Source organism: Streptomyces sp. NBC_00009, from assembly GCF_045040855.1.
Classification (GTDB): Bacteria; Actinomycetota; Actinomycetes; order Streptomycetales; family Streptomycetaceae; genus Streptomyces; species Streptomyces aureus.
This window is the reverse complement of sequence record NZ_CP108312.1, coordinates 1,982,911-1,996,672: the sequence shown is the minus strand read 5'-3', so window position 1 is coordinate 1,996,672 and position 13,762 is coordinate 1,982,911. Positions and strand designations below refer to the sequence as shown.

The window sequence follows — 13,762 nt, the reverse complement described above, 5'->3', positions numbered from 1 at the left end:
GAGATCGAACACCGCCTCGCGTCACACGTCCCGCCCGTGGGTAATGTGACGCGTCACAAACGCAGTGCCCCGTCCAGTCCATGGGGGAATGGAGGAACAGTGGCCCTGTCGCCCGAAGCCCGTTCCCTGGCCGCGCGCTGCGAACCGAGAGTCAACGAACTCGCCCGCCGCATGGCTCGCGAGGCGTTCGAGGAACTGCCCGGATACGCCGAACTCCCGGATGACGTGAAGGACTTGGAGGTCGCCGCGACCGCTCGGCACGGCGTACGGCTCTTCCTGCGACGTGTCAGCGAGCCGGACCTGGTACAGCCCGGCAGTAACCGGCTGTTCCGCGAGCGCGCCGCTCAGCGGGCCGAGGAGGGCATGCCGCTGCACCTCCTCCTGCGCACCTACGCGCATGGCCTGTACGTCCTGTGGCAGGCCTTGCGCGATGTCGCGGGCCCCGGAGAGGAAGGCGCGCTGGTCGAGCTCGTCGACGTACTGCTGCAGTCGCACCCGGGGATCGTGGGCGCCGTGGCCGAGACGTATCTCGACGAGCGGTCCGCCCTGGAGGCCGAGCAGCGGGCCCAGGTCCGCTCCCTTGTACGCGGCCTGCTCGACGGGATGGTCCCGCCCGGGCACGTCCTCCTGGACCAGCTCCGCCTCGAAGGGCCCGTTCTCGTACTGGCCCTCGGCCTCGACGCGGATCCCGCCGAGGGACCGGTCGCCGTGCGGCGCAGGCTGCGTCGGCTGCAGACCGCCCTGGACCACACCTTCGGAGTGGAGGTGCTCGCGCTCCTGGAGGGCGACGGCGGTCGGGTCATCGTGCCCAAGGACTGCCCGGCCCCGGACGATCTGGCGGGCCGTCTCGCCAAGGCCGGCGGGTTCGAGGTCCGGGTGGCCGCGGTGCAGGCGGCCGGCCCCGAGGAGGTGACCGCGGCGGCCCGCACCGCCACCGAGATCCTGCGCATCACGCGCGCGTGCGGCATCCCGGCCGGGCTGCACCGCCTGGACGACGTGCTCCTGGAGTACCACCTGTCCCGTCCCAGCGAGACGAGCCACCGGATAGCGGCCCTCCTGGACCCCGTGGCCGGCCGGCCCGAACTCCTCGAGACCCTGCGCACCCATCTCGCCCACCAACAGGACCGCAGGGCGACAGCCGCCGCGCTCGGCCTGCATCCCAACACGGTCGACAACCGGCTCGCCCGCATCGGCGAGCAGACGGGCATCGACCTGTCGGCTCCGCGCGGGACGGCACTCGCCATCGCCGCGCTTCTACTGAGGGACGCGGTCGACGCCACCTGAGGCGCCGCCCACGAAGGCGTCAGGCGATCGGCCGCCCATACGCCCGCAGCGTGCGCAGCGCCTCGACCGTCACCACGGGGCGCGCCTCCAGCGCGACCGCCGGGGCCCACTGGCGCCAGCGGATCGGCCACCCGCCGTCGTCCTGCTGCTCGCCCGCGAGGAAGTCCAGCGAGCGCGCCATCTCCTCATCCGTGAACCACGCGCGCGCCAGCGACTCCGGAGTCTTCGCGTAGTCGTGCGGAAGGTGGTGCTCACCCGGCGCGTACCCGGACGCTACGGGGTACGCATCCGGCCGCCCGGGATCGAGCAGCGCAAGCCGCTGCTCGCGCACGAGCCGGCCGAGCCGGTCGGCGGCCGCCTCCGCGCGCGGGCGGTCGGGGGCGCCGTCCAGGAAGGCCACGGCCGCCTCGATCTCGTAGGGATGGGACTTCTTCAGGGACTCGACCGCGGCCCAGCAGAAGTCGGTCGCCCGGAACAGCCACGCGTGCCACACCTGGTTGCGGTGCAGCAGGCCGACGACGGGGCCCGTGGCGAGCAGCTCGCTCGGCGGGTCGTCCACCACCGGCACGAAGGGTGCGCACGGGTAGCCACGCTGGCTGGGATGGATCGCCGGGAGAGCGCCCTCGGCGGTCGACACGGATGTCAGGTAGCGGCACACGCGCTCCACCCGCTGGCCGCTGCAGCGGCCGATCGAGTCGAGGACACGGAGCGCCTGCCCGGTGTGCAGGGGCTGGCTCACCGGGCCGCGGAGATCGGGTTCGAGGGCGTGGCCGTAGCCCTCGTCCTCGTTGCAGTAGGCGGAGAGGGCGGTCTCGACGGCGTCTGCGCCCGCCCGGCCCGCGCCGAGGAAGTGGTAGGCGAAGCGTCGCTGTTCCAGCACGCGCGCGGTCAGCCAGACGAAGTGCTCGGCACGGGAGAGCGGGGAGGGCGCCGAGCTGGTCTGAGGGAGTGGGGATGCTCCGTTTTCGGCCATGCACCGACCGTAGGACGGAAAGCGTTCTCGGTGAGCCTTCCGTGCCGGGCTGCACTCTCAGGGGCGGGATACTGGTGTCATGCGGTTGACGGTCTTCTGGCAGCGGATGGCGGATCACTTCGGTCCTGGCTACGCCGACACATTCGCGCGTGATCATGTGATGACGGAACTCGGTGGGCGCACCGTGCACGAGGCGCTCGACGCCGGCTGGGAGGCGAAGGACGTGTGGCGTGCGGTGTGCGGCACGATGAATGTTCCGTCGGAGAACCGCTGACCTGCCCGAACGAGCGGGGGCGGTGACCGGCTGTCGGTGGCGTGGGCGAGACTGGCTCCGTGGCACCCACAGACGAGACCTTGCAGGCGGCATCCGACGCCTCTCCGCCCGGCCGGACGCCCCCTGGGGGCGGGGCCGCGAGCGCGCCTGCGCGGATGCCGGGCTGGCTGCCGCGCGCCATGGTGCTCGCCCTGGCCCTCATCGCCTGTTTCCAGCTGGGCAGTTGGGCGTTCCACCAGCTCACCGGGCTGTTGATCAACGTATTGATCGCGTTCTTCCTGGCGCTCGCCGTGGAGCCTGCCGTCAGCTGGATGGCCGGGCGCGGCATACGCAGGGGGATGGCCACCGGGATCGTCTTCCTGGGCGTCACGATCGCCGGCGCGGGTTTCGTGGTCCTGCTCGGCTCGATGCTCGCGGGCCAGATCGTCAGCATGGTCGAGGACTTTCCCGACTACCTCGACTCGGTGATCAACTGGATCAACCAGACGTTCCACACGGCCCTGAACAGGGTCGCCGTCCAGGACAGCCTGCTCCACTCCGACTGGCTCCAGAAGTACGTGCAGAACAGCGCGAGCGGCGTCCTTGACGTGTCGGGGCAGGTCCTCGGAGGCCTGTTCCGGCTGCTGACGATACTGCTGTTCTCGTTCTACTTCGCCGCCGACGGCCCCCGGCTCCGGCGCGCGCTGTGCTCGGTGCTGCCGCCCGCCAAGCAGGCCGAGGTGCTGCGCGCCTGGGAGATCGCGGTCGACAAGACCGGCGGCTATCTCTACTCGCGCGGCCTGATGGCACTGATCTCCGGGATCGCGCACTACATCCTGCTCGAGGCCCTGGGCGTGCCCTACGCGCCCGTGCTCGCCGTCTGGGTCGGCCTGGTGTCCCAGTTCATCCCGACCATCGGCACGTATCTGGCGGGCGCCCTGCCGATGCTGATCGCCTTCACGGTCGACCCCTGGTACGCGCTGTGGGTGCTGATCTTCGTGGTCGTCTACCAGCAGTTCGAGAACTATGTGCTCCAGCCCAAGCTGACGGCGAAGACCGTGGACATCCACCCGGCGGTCGCCTTCGGCTCCGTCGTCGCGGGCACGGCACTCCTCGGCGCGGTCGGCGCGCTGATCGCCATCCCCGCGGTGGCGACGCTGCAGGCCTTCCTCGGGGCGTACGTGAAGCGCTACGACGTCACGGACGACCCCCGGGTGCACGGTCACCGCACCAGACCCGGTGCGTCCCTCCTCGCGCGCATGCGGGCCGTCCTGCGCAGGACGGACGATCCGCGGGCCGAAGCGGAGCCGGGGCCCGAAGCGGATGGGGACGGGGACGATACGCGGGACGACTCCCGGTAGACGGCTACCGGCCGAGCGCGCTCAGTAGGTGATCGCCGCCCAGATCCCGGCGGCGGCGACGGCGGCCGCGTAGCAGGCGACCGCACCGCGCATCACGCCGTTCCTGGTCCTCTCGCTCCATGCCGTACGGGACATCAGCCAGGCCAGCGCGGGCAGGACGAGTACGGCGTGCAGGCTGACGCCGTGCAGCGGCTTGAGGGGCGCGGTCGAGTGGTAGGCCGCCTCCTGGTGGCCGGTCTTCGTGAGGATCACCCCGCGCGCGATCATCGCGGCGCCGGACGCCAGCGCGACGAGCAGAATCGCGAATCCGGACCGCAGTGCGAGCGGCATCCCCGTGGGCCCCGACGGCCGGCGCCGGAACGAGGCGACCGCGAACACGGAGAGCAGCACGACCAGGATCCCGCCGCCCACCGCGAGGGACATGGACACGGCGGTGTCGAAGCCGGACTCCATGTTGAGATGCGACGGCACCCGCCGCCATGCCTGGAGGGTGATCCCGCCGACCTCCAGGACACAGTCGGCGGCGAACACGACGAGCAGGACCTTCCTGGTGCGGGCGCCGATCCGCAGATACGACGTCACCCAGGTGAGCGCGATCAGCGTCAGGCCGAAGGAGACGCCGAACGTGACCGGCTTGCGCCACGAGACAGGTCCGTCCCACGGCCCTCCGTCGACCGCGAAGACCAGCAGGTGGGCGAGGCCGGAGAGGGTCAGAACTGCGCCGGTGGCGTAGCAGAGGCGCTCGGAGGGGCGGGCGGCGCGCCACAGGTCGCGTACCGCGCCGGTCAGGGCGGGGCATGCCGGGCCCGGCAGGGGGGTGGCTGTGGTGGGCGAGGACATCAGACGCGCACCTCCTTGGGGCTGCCGAACCGGAGCACGGACACGGCACCGGCCACGACCATGCCGGCCAGGGCGAGGAGCTCGGCCGGAGCGGACGCGATGAAGAGTGAGTCATCCGAGGAGAGGTGGTCGCCGGTGTCGGGGGTGACGACGGCGCAGATGAACAGGCCGACCGCCAGGGCGAGCCCGGCGGTCCAGCGGTTCGGCCGCCAGGCCAACAGCGCGGCGGCCACCGCCGGGATGACGATGCCGGGCGGCACGGCGGGGTAGTCGGCGCCGGCCGCGATCTGGCCGACGATCGTCAGCGCGAGCAGCGCCAGGGAGGCGAGCGTGACGACGACGCCGGGGCGCCGGACCGGGAGGGGGTCCCGCGGGTGCTCCGGGAGCTGGTCCTGCGGGATCCCCGGGCGGTGGTTCTGCGCGTTCTCCATGGCACAAGCCTCGCGATCGGGGATCGTGCCGTCGTCCCCCGGCCGAAGGCACCGCTCGTACGCCGGGGGGAGTAGCCGCCGGGGAGCAGCCAGGGACCCGCGGGACTGCCGGTGATGGGCCGGGCTTCGGAGGGTTGCCGGGCCGGACTCAAGAAGGCTGCCGGGTGGAGGCCGGGCTCTCAGGGCGAACCGTAGGTCACCACCACGCCGTGGAAGAAGTTCTCCGCGCCGGCCCCGCCCGCGCCGATGTTCCCGACGCCCCAGACCTGTCGGCTGCCGGGCACCCGCTCGAGCTCGTGCAGCAGTAGTTCCTGTCGGCGGTCTGCCTCAGTGACCTTGCCTGTCCTGCCCGGCAGGAAGGGAGGCCGCCCGATCCCGGTCACCTTGCCCCCCGCCGTGCGCTGCGCCTCCCCGAAGACCAGCCCTTCCGCGCCGTCCGAGGCGACGGGGACGCAGCAGCCGGCCACGTCCGGGGCCGCTTCCTTCACCCAGCGGCTGCCGTCCCAGCGCAGGAGGATGGCCTCGTCGTCGGGCTCGTTGCCTTCGTCCCCACGGTTGAAGGTGTGCCGCCCGGTCGCCCACACCCCGCCCGACCCGGACACGACGACCTCGTCCAGGCCTGCCTGGGGCTCCGAGAGACCCGGGTCCGTGAAGCGGTACCGCGGGGTCTCGGTCAGCCGCCAGCTGTGCCCGTCGTAGTGCATGGCGGCGAGCTTCGTCAGTTCCACGTCGTCGGGGGCATTGCCCACCGCCCAGATGTCATCTCCTGACCGCCCCTCGATGGCCTCGGCCTGGGCGGGCAGCCGGACGGAGGTCCACCGGTCGCCGTCCCAGTGCCACGCCGCCTGCTCGCCGGCGAGCCGATGTCCCGGGGGCGGGTTCCTCTGCTCGCCGGCGAGCAGCCAGACGTCGTCGGGGGCGAAGACCGCCGCGTCCTTCACCTTGTCCGTCATCGCCGGAGGGAGTGGGACCTCCCGCCAGCGCTTGCCGTCCCAGCGCGCGAAGGCGGGGTCGGTCCCCAGGGTGCCCAGCGGAAGGTCGGTGCTGAACAGCCAGACGTTGTCCGGCCCGGACGCCTCCAGGACGGTCAGGCCGAGAGTGGCGAGCTTCGGCAGCTCGGCAGCAGCGTCGTATTCCTGCCACGACTTTCCGTCGTAGTGGAGGAAGAAGGTCGAGTACCCGCCGGCCTTCTCGGTGGCGGTGCTCACATGGGCTCTGTCGCGACCGATCGCCCAGCCGTCGGTGGCAGAGGCGGCGGCGACGTCCATGATCTCGGCGTCGTCGGACTCGCTGACGTACGCGCTGCGCCAGCTCTCCCCCTCCGGCAGGGCGGCGGACGGCGAGGCCGGCTTGGGTGAAGCGGGCCCGGGCGAGGCCTTCCCGGAGTCGCTCGTATCCCGCCCGCACCCCGCCAGAGAGACGATGAGGAGGACGGACAGCACCGCGGTCCTGAGGCGCAGGAGCAAGGGCATCTACGGACCTCCAGGCCTCGGGGAGCCCCGGAGTCGCCTCGGGGAGCCCCAGAGTCTACGAGCCCCGCGTCGCAGGCGTGTGGTGTGCGTGGTGCGCTTGACACCAAAATCGAACATCCATTCTTATGGAGTGTCCGGCGGCTCTCTCCCCAGTGTTTTCGGGGATTTCGGTGAGAGTGGCAGGGCTGTGAGCCTCGAGTTATCCACAGGCGGACGGGCGTCGAGGCCGATTGTCAGTGGCAGGCGTTAGCGTCTTTGACGTGAAGCGATCGACTCAAGCAAATCGGGTGGAACCCATGGCAGGAACTGACCGCGAGAAGGCGCTCGACGCCGCGCTCGCACAGATTGAACGGCAATTCGGCAAGGGCGCAGTGATGCGCATGGGCGAGCGGCCGAATGAGCCCATCGAGGTCATCCCCACCGGGTCGACCGCGCTGGACGTGGCCCTCGGCGTCGGCGGCCTGCCGCGCGGCCGCGTGGTGGAGGTGTACGGGCCGGAGTCCTCCGGTAAGACGACCCTGACGCTGCACGCTGTGGCGAATGCCCAGAAGGCCGGCGGCTCGGTGGCCTTCATCGACGCCGAGCACGCGCTGGACCCCGAGTACGCCAAGAAGCTCGGCGTGGACATCGACAACCTGATCCTGTCCCAGCCGGACAACGGCGAGCAGGCGCTGGAGATCGTCGACATGCTGGTCCGCTCCGGCGCGCTCGACCTGATCGTCATCGACTCCGTCGCCGCCCTGGTGCCGCGCGCGGAGATCGAGGGCGAGATGGGCGACTCGCACGTGGGTCTGCAGGCCCGCCTGATGAGCCAGGCGCTCCGGAAGATCACCAGCGCGCTCAACCAGTCGAAGACCACCGCGATCTTCATCAACCAGCTGCGCGAGAAGATCGGCGTGATGTTCGGCTCCCCGGAGACGACGACCGGTGGCCGTGCGCTGAAGTTCTACGCCTCGGTGCGACTCGACATCCGCCGCATCGAGACCCTGAAGGACGGTACTGACGCGGTCGGTAACCGCACGCGCGTCAAGGTCGTCAAGAACAAGGTCGCACCGCCCTTCAAGCAGGCCGAGTTCGACATCCTCTACGGCCAGGGCATCAGCCGCGAGGGCGGCCTGATCGACATGGGCGTGGAGAACGGCTTCGTGCGCAAGGCCGGCGCCTGGTACACGTACGAGGGCGACCAGCTCGGCCAGGGCAAGGAGAACGCGCGCAACTTCCTGAAGGACAACCCCGACCTGGCCAACGAGATCGAGAAGAAGATCAAGGAGAAGCTGGGCGTCGGTGTGAAGCCGGAGGCGCCCACGGCCGAGCCCGGCGCCGACGCGGCGGGTGCCACCCCCGCCGAGGACGCGGCCAAGATGGTTCCCGCTCCCGCGGGCAAGGCCACCAAGTCCAAGGCCGCGGCGGCCAAGAGCTAGTCCGTGACGCGACGAACCGACTGGGCCGATCACGCCTACCCCGCCTCCCCGACGGACCTGGGCGACGGGGGCCCGGGTGACCCGGACGGGCACGGGGCGCCGCGTGACGGCGACGGACCGAGTGACGGCGACGGGGCACGGGGCGGTGGCGGTACCCGTGGCGGCGGGCGCAGCCGTGGCCGTCGGCGGCGCGGCGGCTTCGGCGAAGCGGCCGGAGGGCAACAGGACAGCGGCTCCCCGTCCTCGTCGAGGGCCGAGAAGGGGGAGCCGCCTGCGGACCCGGCGGAGCGGGCGCGCGGCATCTGCCTGCGCCTGCTCACCGGGCAACCGCGCACGCGCAAGCAGCTCGCCGACGCGCTGGCGAAGCGGGACATCCCCGATGAGGTGGCGGAGGAAGTGCTGTCCCGCTTCGAGGAGGTCGGTCTGATCAACGACGGCGCCTTCGCGGACGCCTGGGTGGAGTCGCGCCATCACGGCCGCGGGCTGGCCCGGCGGGCGCTCGCCCGGGAGCTGCGGACCAAGGGGGTGGACTCGGCGGTGATCGACGAGGCCGTCGGGCAGCTCGACTCCGAGCAGGAGGAGGAGACCGCCCGCGAGCTCGTGGCCCGCAAGCTCCGCTCCACATGCGGCCTCGACCGTGACAAGCGCCTGCGCCGCCTCGCGGGCATGCTCGCCCGCAAGGGATACCCGGAGGGCATGGCGCTCAGGGTGGTCCGCCAGGCCCTGGAGGAAGAGGGCGAGGAGACCGAGGACCTCGGGCTGGGGGACTTCTGAGCTCCGCCTGGCGGGGGAATTCCGAGCAAGTGGTCGGGGGGATTTCTGAGCCCCCCTGGTGAGGGGCTTTCGAGCTCGGCCGGGTGAAGGGTATTCGAGCCGACGCGGCGATCGCGGCCGCGTCCGCCGGGTGAGGGGCTTCTGAGCTCCGCCGGGTGCGTGGGTTTCTGATCTCCGCCGGGTGAGAGGCTTCTGATCTCCGCCGGGTGAGGGGATTTTGAGCTCCCCCTGGTGAGGGAGAGGGCGGCGTCGGTACGGGGGTCCGACGCCGAACTCGCCCTCACCCAGGTGGGGTTAACCCCCGGGTCGTGACGCCTGGTCACCGCAGTGCACAGGGACGTGTGCACAGGCGAGTGTGTACGCATGACACCGGAACCCGGCTCCGCCACTCCCGCCGGCGGCCAGGAGCTGAGCGATCTCAGCGCTCTGAAGGCGCTGGCTCAGCCCCGCCGCCAGCAGATCCTCCAGCACCTCACCCTCCACGGCCCCGCGACCTCCGCGATGCTGGCCCGCGACCTCGGGCTCAACACCGGCGCCACCAGCTACCACCTGCGTGAGCTGGCCCGCTACGGATTCACCGAGGAGAGCTCGGCCCAGGGCCGGAGCGTGGGTGGGCGTGAGCGCTGGTGGCGAGCCGTTCCGGGCGACCGCCGCTTCCCGCCCCGCAGCCGCCAGAACCCCGAAACCCGGCTCGTCATGGACGAGTTGAATCACCTCGCGTACGCCGCCGACCTCGAACTCTTCGAGCGGCTCCAGCGGCAGGGGCAGGACCTGGGGGAGTGGGCCGACGCCTTCCCCTACTCGCGCGGCATGATCCGGCTCACGCTGCCCGAACTCCGGGCGTTCTTCGAGGAGTTCATCGCCCTCCTCAACCGCTACAAGCGCCCCGACAGCGAGACCCCGGACGGCGCACGCACCGTCCTGACCCGCCTGCTCGCCTTCCCGGCGCCGGCCCGCGCCGATGACACCCGCGCCGACGACGCCCCGGCGCACCAGGCCCCGGCTCACCAGGCTCCCGCCGACGACGCCGCTCCCGCCGACGGCGCACCGGCGCACCAGGCTCCGGCCCACCAGGCTCCCGCCGAGGCCGCCCCGGCGCACCAGGCTCCGGCCGACGGAAGTCAGGCCTCGGCCGAGGGAATCCCGGCCCCCCGCACCACCACAGAGACGGACACGCCATGATGCTGCGCTACGCACTGCACACCGTCCGGGACCGCAAAGGCGGCTTCCTCGGTGCCTTTCTCGCCCTCATGTGCGCGGCCGCTCTCATCACGGCCTGCGGCACCCTTCTGGAGACCGGCCTGCGCGGCACCGTCCGCACCGAGCGGTACGCGGCCGCCCCCGTAGTCGTCTCCGCCGACCAGAACGTCCACAAGACCACGGTCAAGCACAAGAAGGGCAAGACCAAGGTCAAGCACAAGGCCAAACCCATCGCCGAGCGGGCCTGGCTGCCCCAGGACACCGCGGGACGGCTCCGCGGCCTCCCGGGCGTCGAGCGGGTCGTTCCCGAACTCACCTTCCTGGCGCAGCCCTTGGCGCCGGGAGCCGCCGCCCCCGACAGACCTGCGTACGGGCACGCCTGGGACTCCGCCGCGCTGACCCCCTACGCCCTGACAGCCGGGACCCCACCCACCAAGCCCCAGGACCTCGTCGTGGACCGGGACCTGGCCGACCGCGCCCACCTCGCGCCCGGAGACAGCCTCACCGTCCAGTCCACCCAGGCACCGCGCACCTACCGCGTCACCGGGATCGCCGCGCCCGCCGGGCATGCGTCGGTGACCCACCAGACCTCCCTGTTCTTCACCACCTCGGAGGCCCGCCGCCTCGCCGACCACCCCGGCCAGGTCACCGCCCTCGGCGTCATCCCCGCCCCCGGCCAGAAGCCGGCAGAGCTGGCGCGTGCCGTCGCCAAGGCACTCGACGGCACGACCGCCCAGGTCACCACCGGCGACGCCCGCGGCCCCGTCGAGTTCCTCGACGCAGCGGGTGCCCGCATCAAGCTCGTCAGCATGGGTGGCGCGATGGGCGGCACCTCCCTCCTCGTCGCGGTCCTCGTCGTCGTCGGCACCTTCGCGCTCTCCGTTCAGCAACGCCACCGCGAACTAGCCCTGTTGCGCGCCATCGCGGCCACACCCGAGCAGATCCGCAAGCTCCTGGGCCGTGAGGCGCTCATCGTCGGCGCCGCCGCGGGCGTCCTCGGCTCCCTCGCCGGGCTTCCACTCGGAGGGTGGCTGTATCACCGCTTCGTCGAACTCGGAGCGGTGCCGCCGACCCTCGAACGGACCGTCGGCGTCTTCCCGTTGTTCGCGGCCGTCGGCGCCACGCTCCTCGGCGCCTGGGCCGCCGCCCGGATCTCCGCCCGGCGTATCGCCCGTATCCGCCCGGCCGAGGCACTCACGGAGGCCAGGGTCGAGCGTGCCCGGCCCGCATGGGGTCGCGTCGCAGCCGGGATCGCGCTTCTCGCGGGCGGCGCTGTCCTCGTCGCCGTGCTCAGCGTGCTGCGCACGGAAGCGGCGTCAACTCCAGTGACATTCCTGGCCGTTGTCGTCCTCGCCTCCCCCGTCTCGCTGCTCGGCCCGCTCCTCGTGAAGGGCGCCGCGGCCCTCCTGGCCGGACCGCTGCGCCTCGCCGGGCCCGGCGGCAAGCTGGCCACCGCCAACCTCCGCGGCAACGCCGCCCGCATGGCCGCCGCCGTCACCCCGCTCGCCCTCCTCATCGGCATGACCTGCACCGTCCTCTTCACCCAGCCGACCCTGGGCAACGCGGCACGAGCCCAGGCGCGCGAAGGCATCCGGGCCGACTGGATCGTCGCGGCCCAGGGCCCCGGCGTCCCCGCCGAGGCCGCACGCAAGCTCCGTACGGTCAAGGGCACCGTCGCGACCGAGGTCGTCCGCACCACCGTGCGCGTAGGACTCGACAAGTACCCGGCTCAGGGCGTCACCCGCGAAGGCCTCACGCGTACGTGGGACCCGGACGTCACCGCGGGATCACTGAAGGACTTCCGCCGGGACGGCGTCGCCGTCAGTGAACTCGCCGCCGATCAGCTCCACTTGAAGCCCGGCAGCAGGCTGAAGCTGACACTCGGGGACGGCACACCGGCCACCCTCACCGTGGCGGCCGTCTACGCGAAGGGTCTCGGCTTCGGCGATCTGACCCTGGCCCACGACCTGGTGGCCCGGCACGTCGACAATCCCCTCGCCTCCTCCGTACTCGTCAGGACCAGCCGTACACAGGAACAACTCGCGAGCACCGTCCGGGAGTTCCCCGGTCTGCGCGTTCTCGCCCCCGAGGCGGCCGACGACCTGCAGGCCGAACGTCAGCAGGACAACGCCGAGGTCAACCTCCTCGCCATGGGCCTGATCCTCGCGTTCACCGCCATCGCCGTCGTCAACACCCTCGCGATGTCGGTCTCCGAACGCATCCGGGAGTTCGCGATGCTCCGCCTCGCCGGCGCCACCCGCCGTCAGGTCCTGAGGATGCTGCGCACCGAGGCCCTCGCCGTGCTGTTCATCGGCACGACCCTGGGCAGCGGTATCGCACTGGCCGTCCTGACGGCGTTCAGCGTCGGCATGACCGGCGGCGCCGCCCCCGCCGTCACACCCCTCGTCTACGTGGCGGTGGTCGCCGCCGCCGGGCTCCTCGCGCTGACCGCGACCGCGCTGCCCGGCCGCGCCGCCCTGAAGCTCCGACCGGTAGAGGTGGCAACAGCCAAGGAGTAAGGGGCAGTACGCAATGGTGGGCGCCCCTTACACCAGGGCGCCCACCATCACGTACTCCTACAGCCGCACGCGACCGTCACTCGGCCACCGGCAGCCCCGCCGCTTTCCACGCCTGGAATCCGCCGACCAGATCCGTGGCCCGGTGCAGCCCCAGCTGCCGCAGGGAGACGGCGGCGAGGCTCGACGCGTAGCCCTCGTTGCAGACGACCACGACGCGCAGATCGTGGCTCGTGGCCTCGGCCGCGCGATGGCTGCCCTGCGGATCGAGCCGCCACTCCAGTTCGTTGCGCTCCACCACGAGTGCCCCGGGGATCAGCCCGTCCCGCTCGCGCAGCGCCGCGTAGCGGATGTCGACGAGGAGCGCGTCGCCCGCGGTGGCGGCTGTGTACGCCTCATCGGCCTCGACCCGGTCCAGGCCGAGGCGCACCCGGTCGAGCAGCTCGTCGATGCCCTCGGGCCGTTCACCCCGAGAGCCGCTCACGTCACTCACCCCAGCAGTCACGTCACCCACCCTGCCCCCTCCGCTCACTGCCAGTCCTCCGGCCGCTCCACCGTCTCGAGTCGCAGCACCGCGCCCGTGCGGCTATAGCGGCGGATCTGCGGGAGCGGCGGGTAGTAGGCGTGCACGGAGACCGCGTGCTCGCTCGTGGACTCGTTGAGAACCTCGTGCACATGGTGCTGCCCGAAGGCCCTGCCCTTGCCCGCGGCCAACGTCCGTTCGCGGTCGACTCCTTCGGACAGCTCGAGCGTCTTCCAGCCGTCGGCGGGCAGCCGGACCGCGAGTGAGTTCTCCTTGAGCCCGCCCGACGCCGTGAGGAAGGCGCCGACGGATTCGGCGTGGTCGTGCCAGCCGGTGCCGGTGCCGGGCGGCCAGCCGATGAGCCAGGCCTCGCTGCCGCCGGGCCCTTCGAGCCGCACCCATGTGCGGCCCTCGGGGTCCAGCGGGAGCGAGGCGATGAGTTCGTGGTCCTCGGCGGTACGGCGTACGAAGTCGAGGAGGTCACGCTGCGTGGGCGCGGCGGTCACCAGGGAAGGGGAGACTGAGGCAGACACGGATACCGTCCTGAAGGTTCGCGGAAAGCGCGCGAGAAGGCCCGGAAGAATCGGTGAACCCGGGAAAACGGGGCGCGCAGGGGGAAAGGCGAATTCAGCAGGACGGGCGACACACGCAGCCCGGATAGCGGACGAGGTCCATATGGACCCTCCGCCACAGGCGCACATCGGTGTCGGTCAC

At 71.7% G+C, this 13,762-nt stretch carries 13 protein-coding genes; 7 read left to right on the top strand and 6 right to left on the bottom strand.

Going from position 1 to position 13,762, the window contains the following annotated elements:
• Positions 1-99 precede the first annotated feature (99 nt).
• Complete coding sequence (locus tag OHA58_RS08880; RefSeq protein ID WP_405478048.1) at positions 100-1,284, top strand: PucR family transcriptional regulator; 1,185 nt, start codon at positions 100-102, stop codon at positions 1,282-1,284.
• Positions 1,285-1,303: 19 nt separating this feature from the next.
• Here OHA58_RS08880 and OHA58_RS08875 read toward each other — a convergent pair whose 3' ends face one another.
• A complete protein-coding gene (locus tag OHA58_RS08875) occupies positions 1,304-2,257 on the bottom strand; it encodes a hypothetical protein (protein ID WP_405478046.1) in 954 nt (317 codons plus the stop codon).
• A gap of 79 nt (positions 2,258-2,336) precedes the next feature.
• Between OHA58_RS08875 and OHA58_RS08870 the strand changes: the two genes are divergently transcribed.
• A complete protein-coding gene (locus tag OHA58_RS08870) occupies positions 2,337-2,531 on the top strand; it encodes a DUF3046 domain-containing protein (protein WP_116509123.1) in 195 nt (64 codons plus the stop codon).
• 59 nt (positions 2,532-2,590) lie between these two features.
• Positions 2,591-3,871, top strand: a complete 1,281-nt coding sequence (locus OHA58_RS08865) for an AI-2E family transporter (protein ID WP_405478045.1) — start codon at positions 2,591-2,593, stop codon at positions 3,869-3,871.
• Positions 3,872-3,892: 21 nt separating this feature from the next.
• Here OHA58_RS08865 and OHA58_RS08860 read toward each other — a convergent pair whose 3' ends face one another.
• The 3 genes from OHA58_RS08860 to OHA58_RS08850 form a co-directional block, all read right to left on the bottom strand.
• Positions 3,893-4,711, bottom strand: coding sequence for a hypothetical protein (locus OHA58_RS08860; RefSeq protein WP_405478043.1), 819 nt, complete (start codon positions 4,709-4,711; stop codon positions 3,893-3,895).
• Positions 4,711-5,142 carry a hypothetical protein gene (locus OHA58_RS08855; RefSeq protein WP_405478042.1) on the bottom strand — a complete coding sequence of 144 codons (432 nt, stop codon included), beginning with the start codon at positions 5,140-5,142 and terminating at the stop codon, positions 4,711-4,713. Before OHA58_RS08855 ends, OHA58_RS08860 begins: the two co-directional genes overlap by 1 nt.
• Positions 5,143-5,321: 179 nt before the next feature.
• Complete coding sequence (locus OHA58_RS08850) at positions 5,322-6,614, bottom strand: hypothetical protein (RefSeq protein ID WP_405478040.1); 1,293 nt, start codon at positions 6,612-6,614, stop codon at positions 5,322-5,324.
• 296 nt (positions 6,615-6,910) lie between these two features.
• Here OHA58_RS08850 and recA point away from each other — a divergent pair, with 296 nt between their 5' ends.
• The 4 genes from recA (at position 6,911) to OHA58_RS08830 (ending at position 12,528) form a co-directional block, all read left to right on the top strand.
• Complete coding sequence (recA, locus tag OHA58_RS08845) at positions 6,911-8,035, top strand: recombinase RecA (protein ID WP_405478039.1); 1,125 nt, start codon at positions 6,911-6,913, stop codon at positions 8,033-8,035.
• Between the two features lie 3 nt (positions 8,036-8,038).
• Positions 8,039-8,809: a recombination regulator RecX gene (recX, locus tag OHA58_RS08840; protein WP_405478037.1), complete on the top strand. Its 771-nt coding sequence runs from the start codon at positions 8,039-8,041 to the stop codon at positions 8,807-8,809.
• Between the two features lie 363 nt (positions 8,810-9,172).
• Positions 9,173-9,991: an ArsR family transcriptional regulator gene (locus OHA58_RS08835; RefSeq protein WP_405478035.1), complete on the top strand. Its 819-nt coding sequence runs from the start codon at positions 9,173-9,175 to the stop codon at positions 9,989-9,991.
• Positions 9,988-12,528 carry an FtsX-like permease family protein gene (locus tag OHA58_RS08830; protein WP_405478034.1) on the top strand — a complete coding sequence of 847 codons (2,541 nt, stop codon included), beginning with the start codon at positions 9,988-9,990 and terminating at the stop codon, positions 12,526-12,528. Before OHA58_RS08835 ends, OHA58_RS08830 begins: the two co-directional genes overlap by 4 nt.
• Before the next feature lie 76 nt (positions 12,529-12,604).
• Here OHA58_RS08830 and OHA58_RS08825 read toward each other — a convergent pair whose 3' ends face one another.
• The gene (locus OHA58_RS08825; RefSeq protein ID WP_405478032.1) at positions 12,605-13,009 is read right to left on the bottom strand and encodes a rhodanese-like domain-containing protein; all 405 of its coding nucleotides are present in this window, start codon (positions 13,007-13,009) and stop codon (positions 12,605-12,607) included.
• Positions 13,010-13,053: 44 nt separating this feature from the next.
• Entirely contained in the window at positions 13,054-13,581 is a 528-nt protein-coding gene (locus tag OHA58_RS08820) for a cysteine dioxygenase (protein WP_405478031.1), read from the bottom strand.
• Between the last annotated feature and the right edge of the window lie 181 nt (positions 13,582-13,762).

Coding starts and splice junctions, on each gene's coding strand:
- OHA58_RS08860 (WP_405478043.1), bottom strand. CDS start 4,711: ATGTCCTCGCCCACCACAGCCACCCCCCTGCCGGGCCCGGCATGCCCC.
- OHA58_RS08830 (WP_405478034.1), top strand. CDS start 9,988: ATGATGCTGCGCTACGCACTGCACACCGTCCGGGACCGCAAAGGCGGC.
- OHA58_RS08835 (WP_405478035.1), top strand. CDS start 9,173: ATGACACCGGAACCCGGCTCCGCCACTCCCGCCGGCGGCCAGGAGCTG.
- OHA58_RS08855 (WP_405478042.1), bottom strand. CDS start 5,142: ATGGAGAACGCGCAGAACCACCGCCCGGGGATCCCGCAGGACCAGCTC.
- OHA58_RS08870 (WP_116509123.1), top strand. CDS start 2,337: ATGCGGTTGACGGTCTTCTGGCAGCGGATGGCGGATCACTTCGGTCCT.
- recA (WP_405478039.1), top strand. CDS start 6,911: ATGGCAGGAACTGACCGCGAGAAGGCGCTCGACGCCGCGCTCGCACAG.
- OHA58_RS08850 (WP_405478040.1), bottom strand. CDS start 6,614: ATGCCCTTGCTCCTGCGCCTCAGGACCGCGGTGCTGTCCGTCCTCCTC.
- OHA58_RS08875 (WP_405478046.1), bottom strand. CDS start 2,257: ATGGCCGAAAACGGAGCATCCCCACTCCCTCAGACCAGCTCGGCGCCC.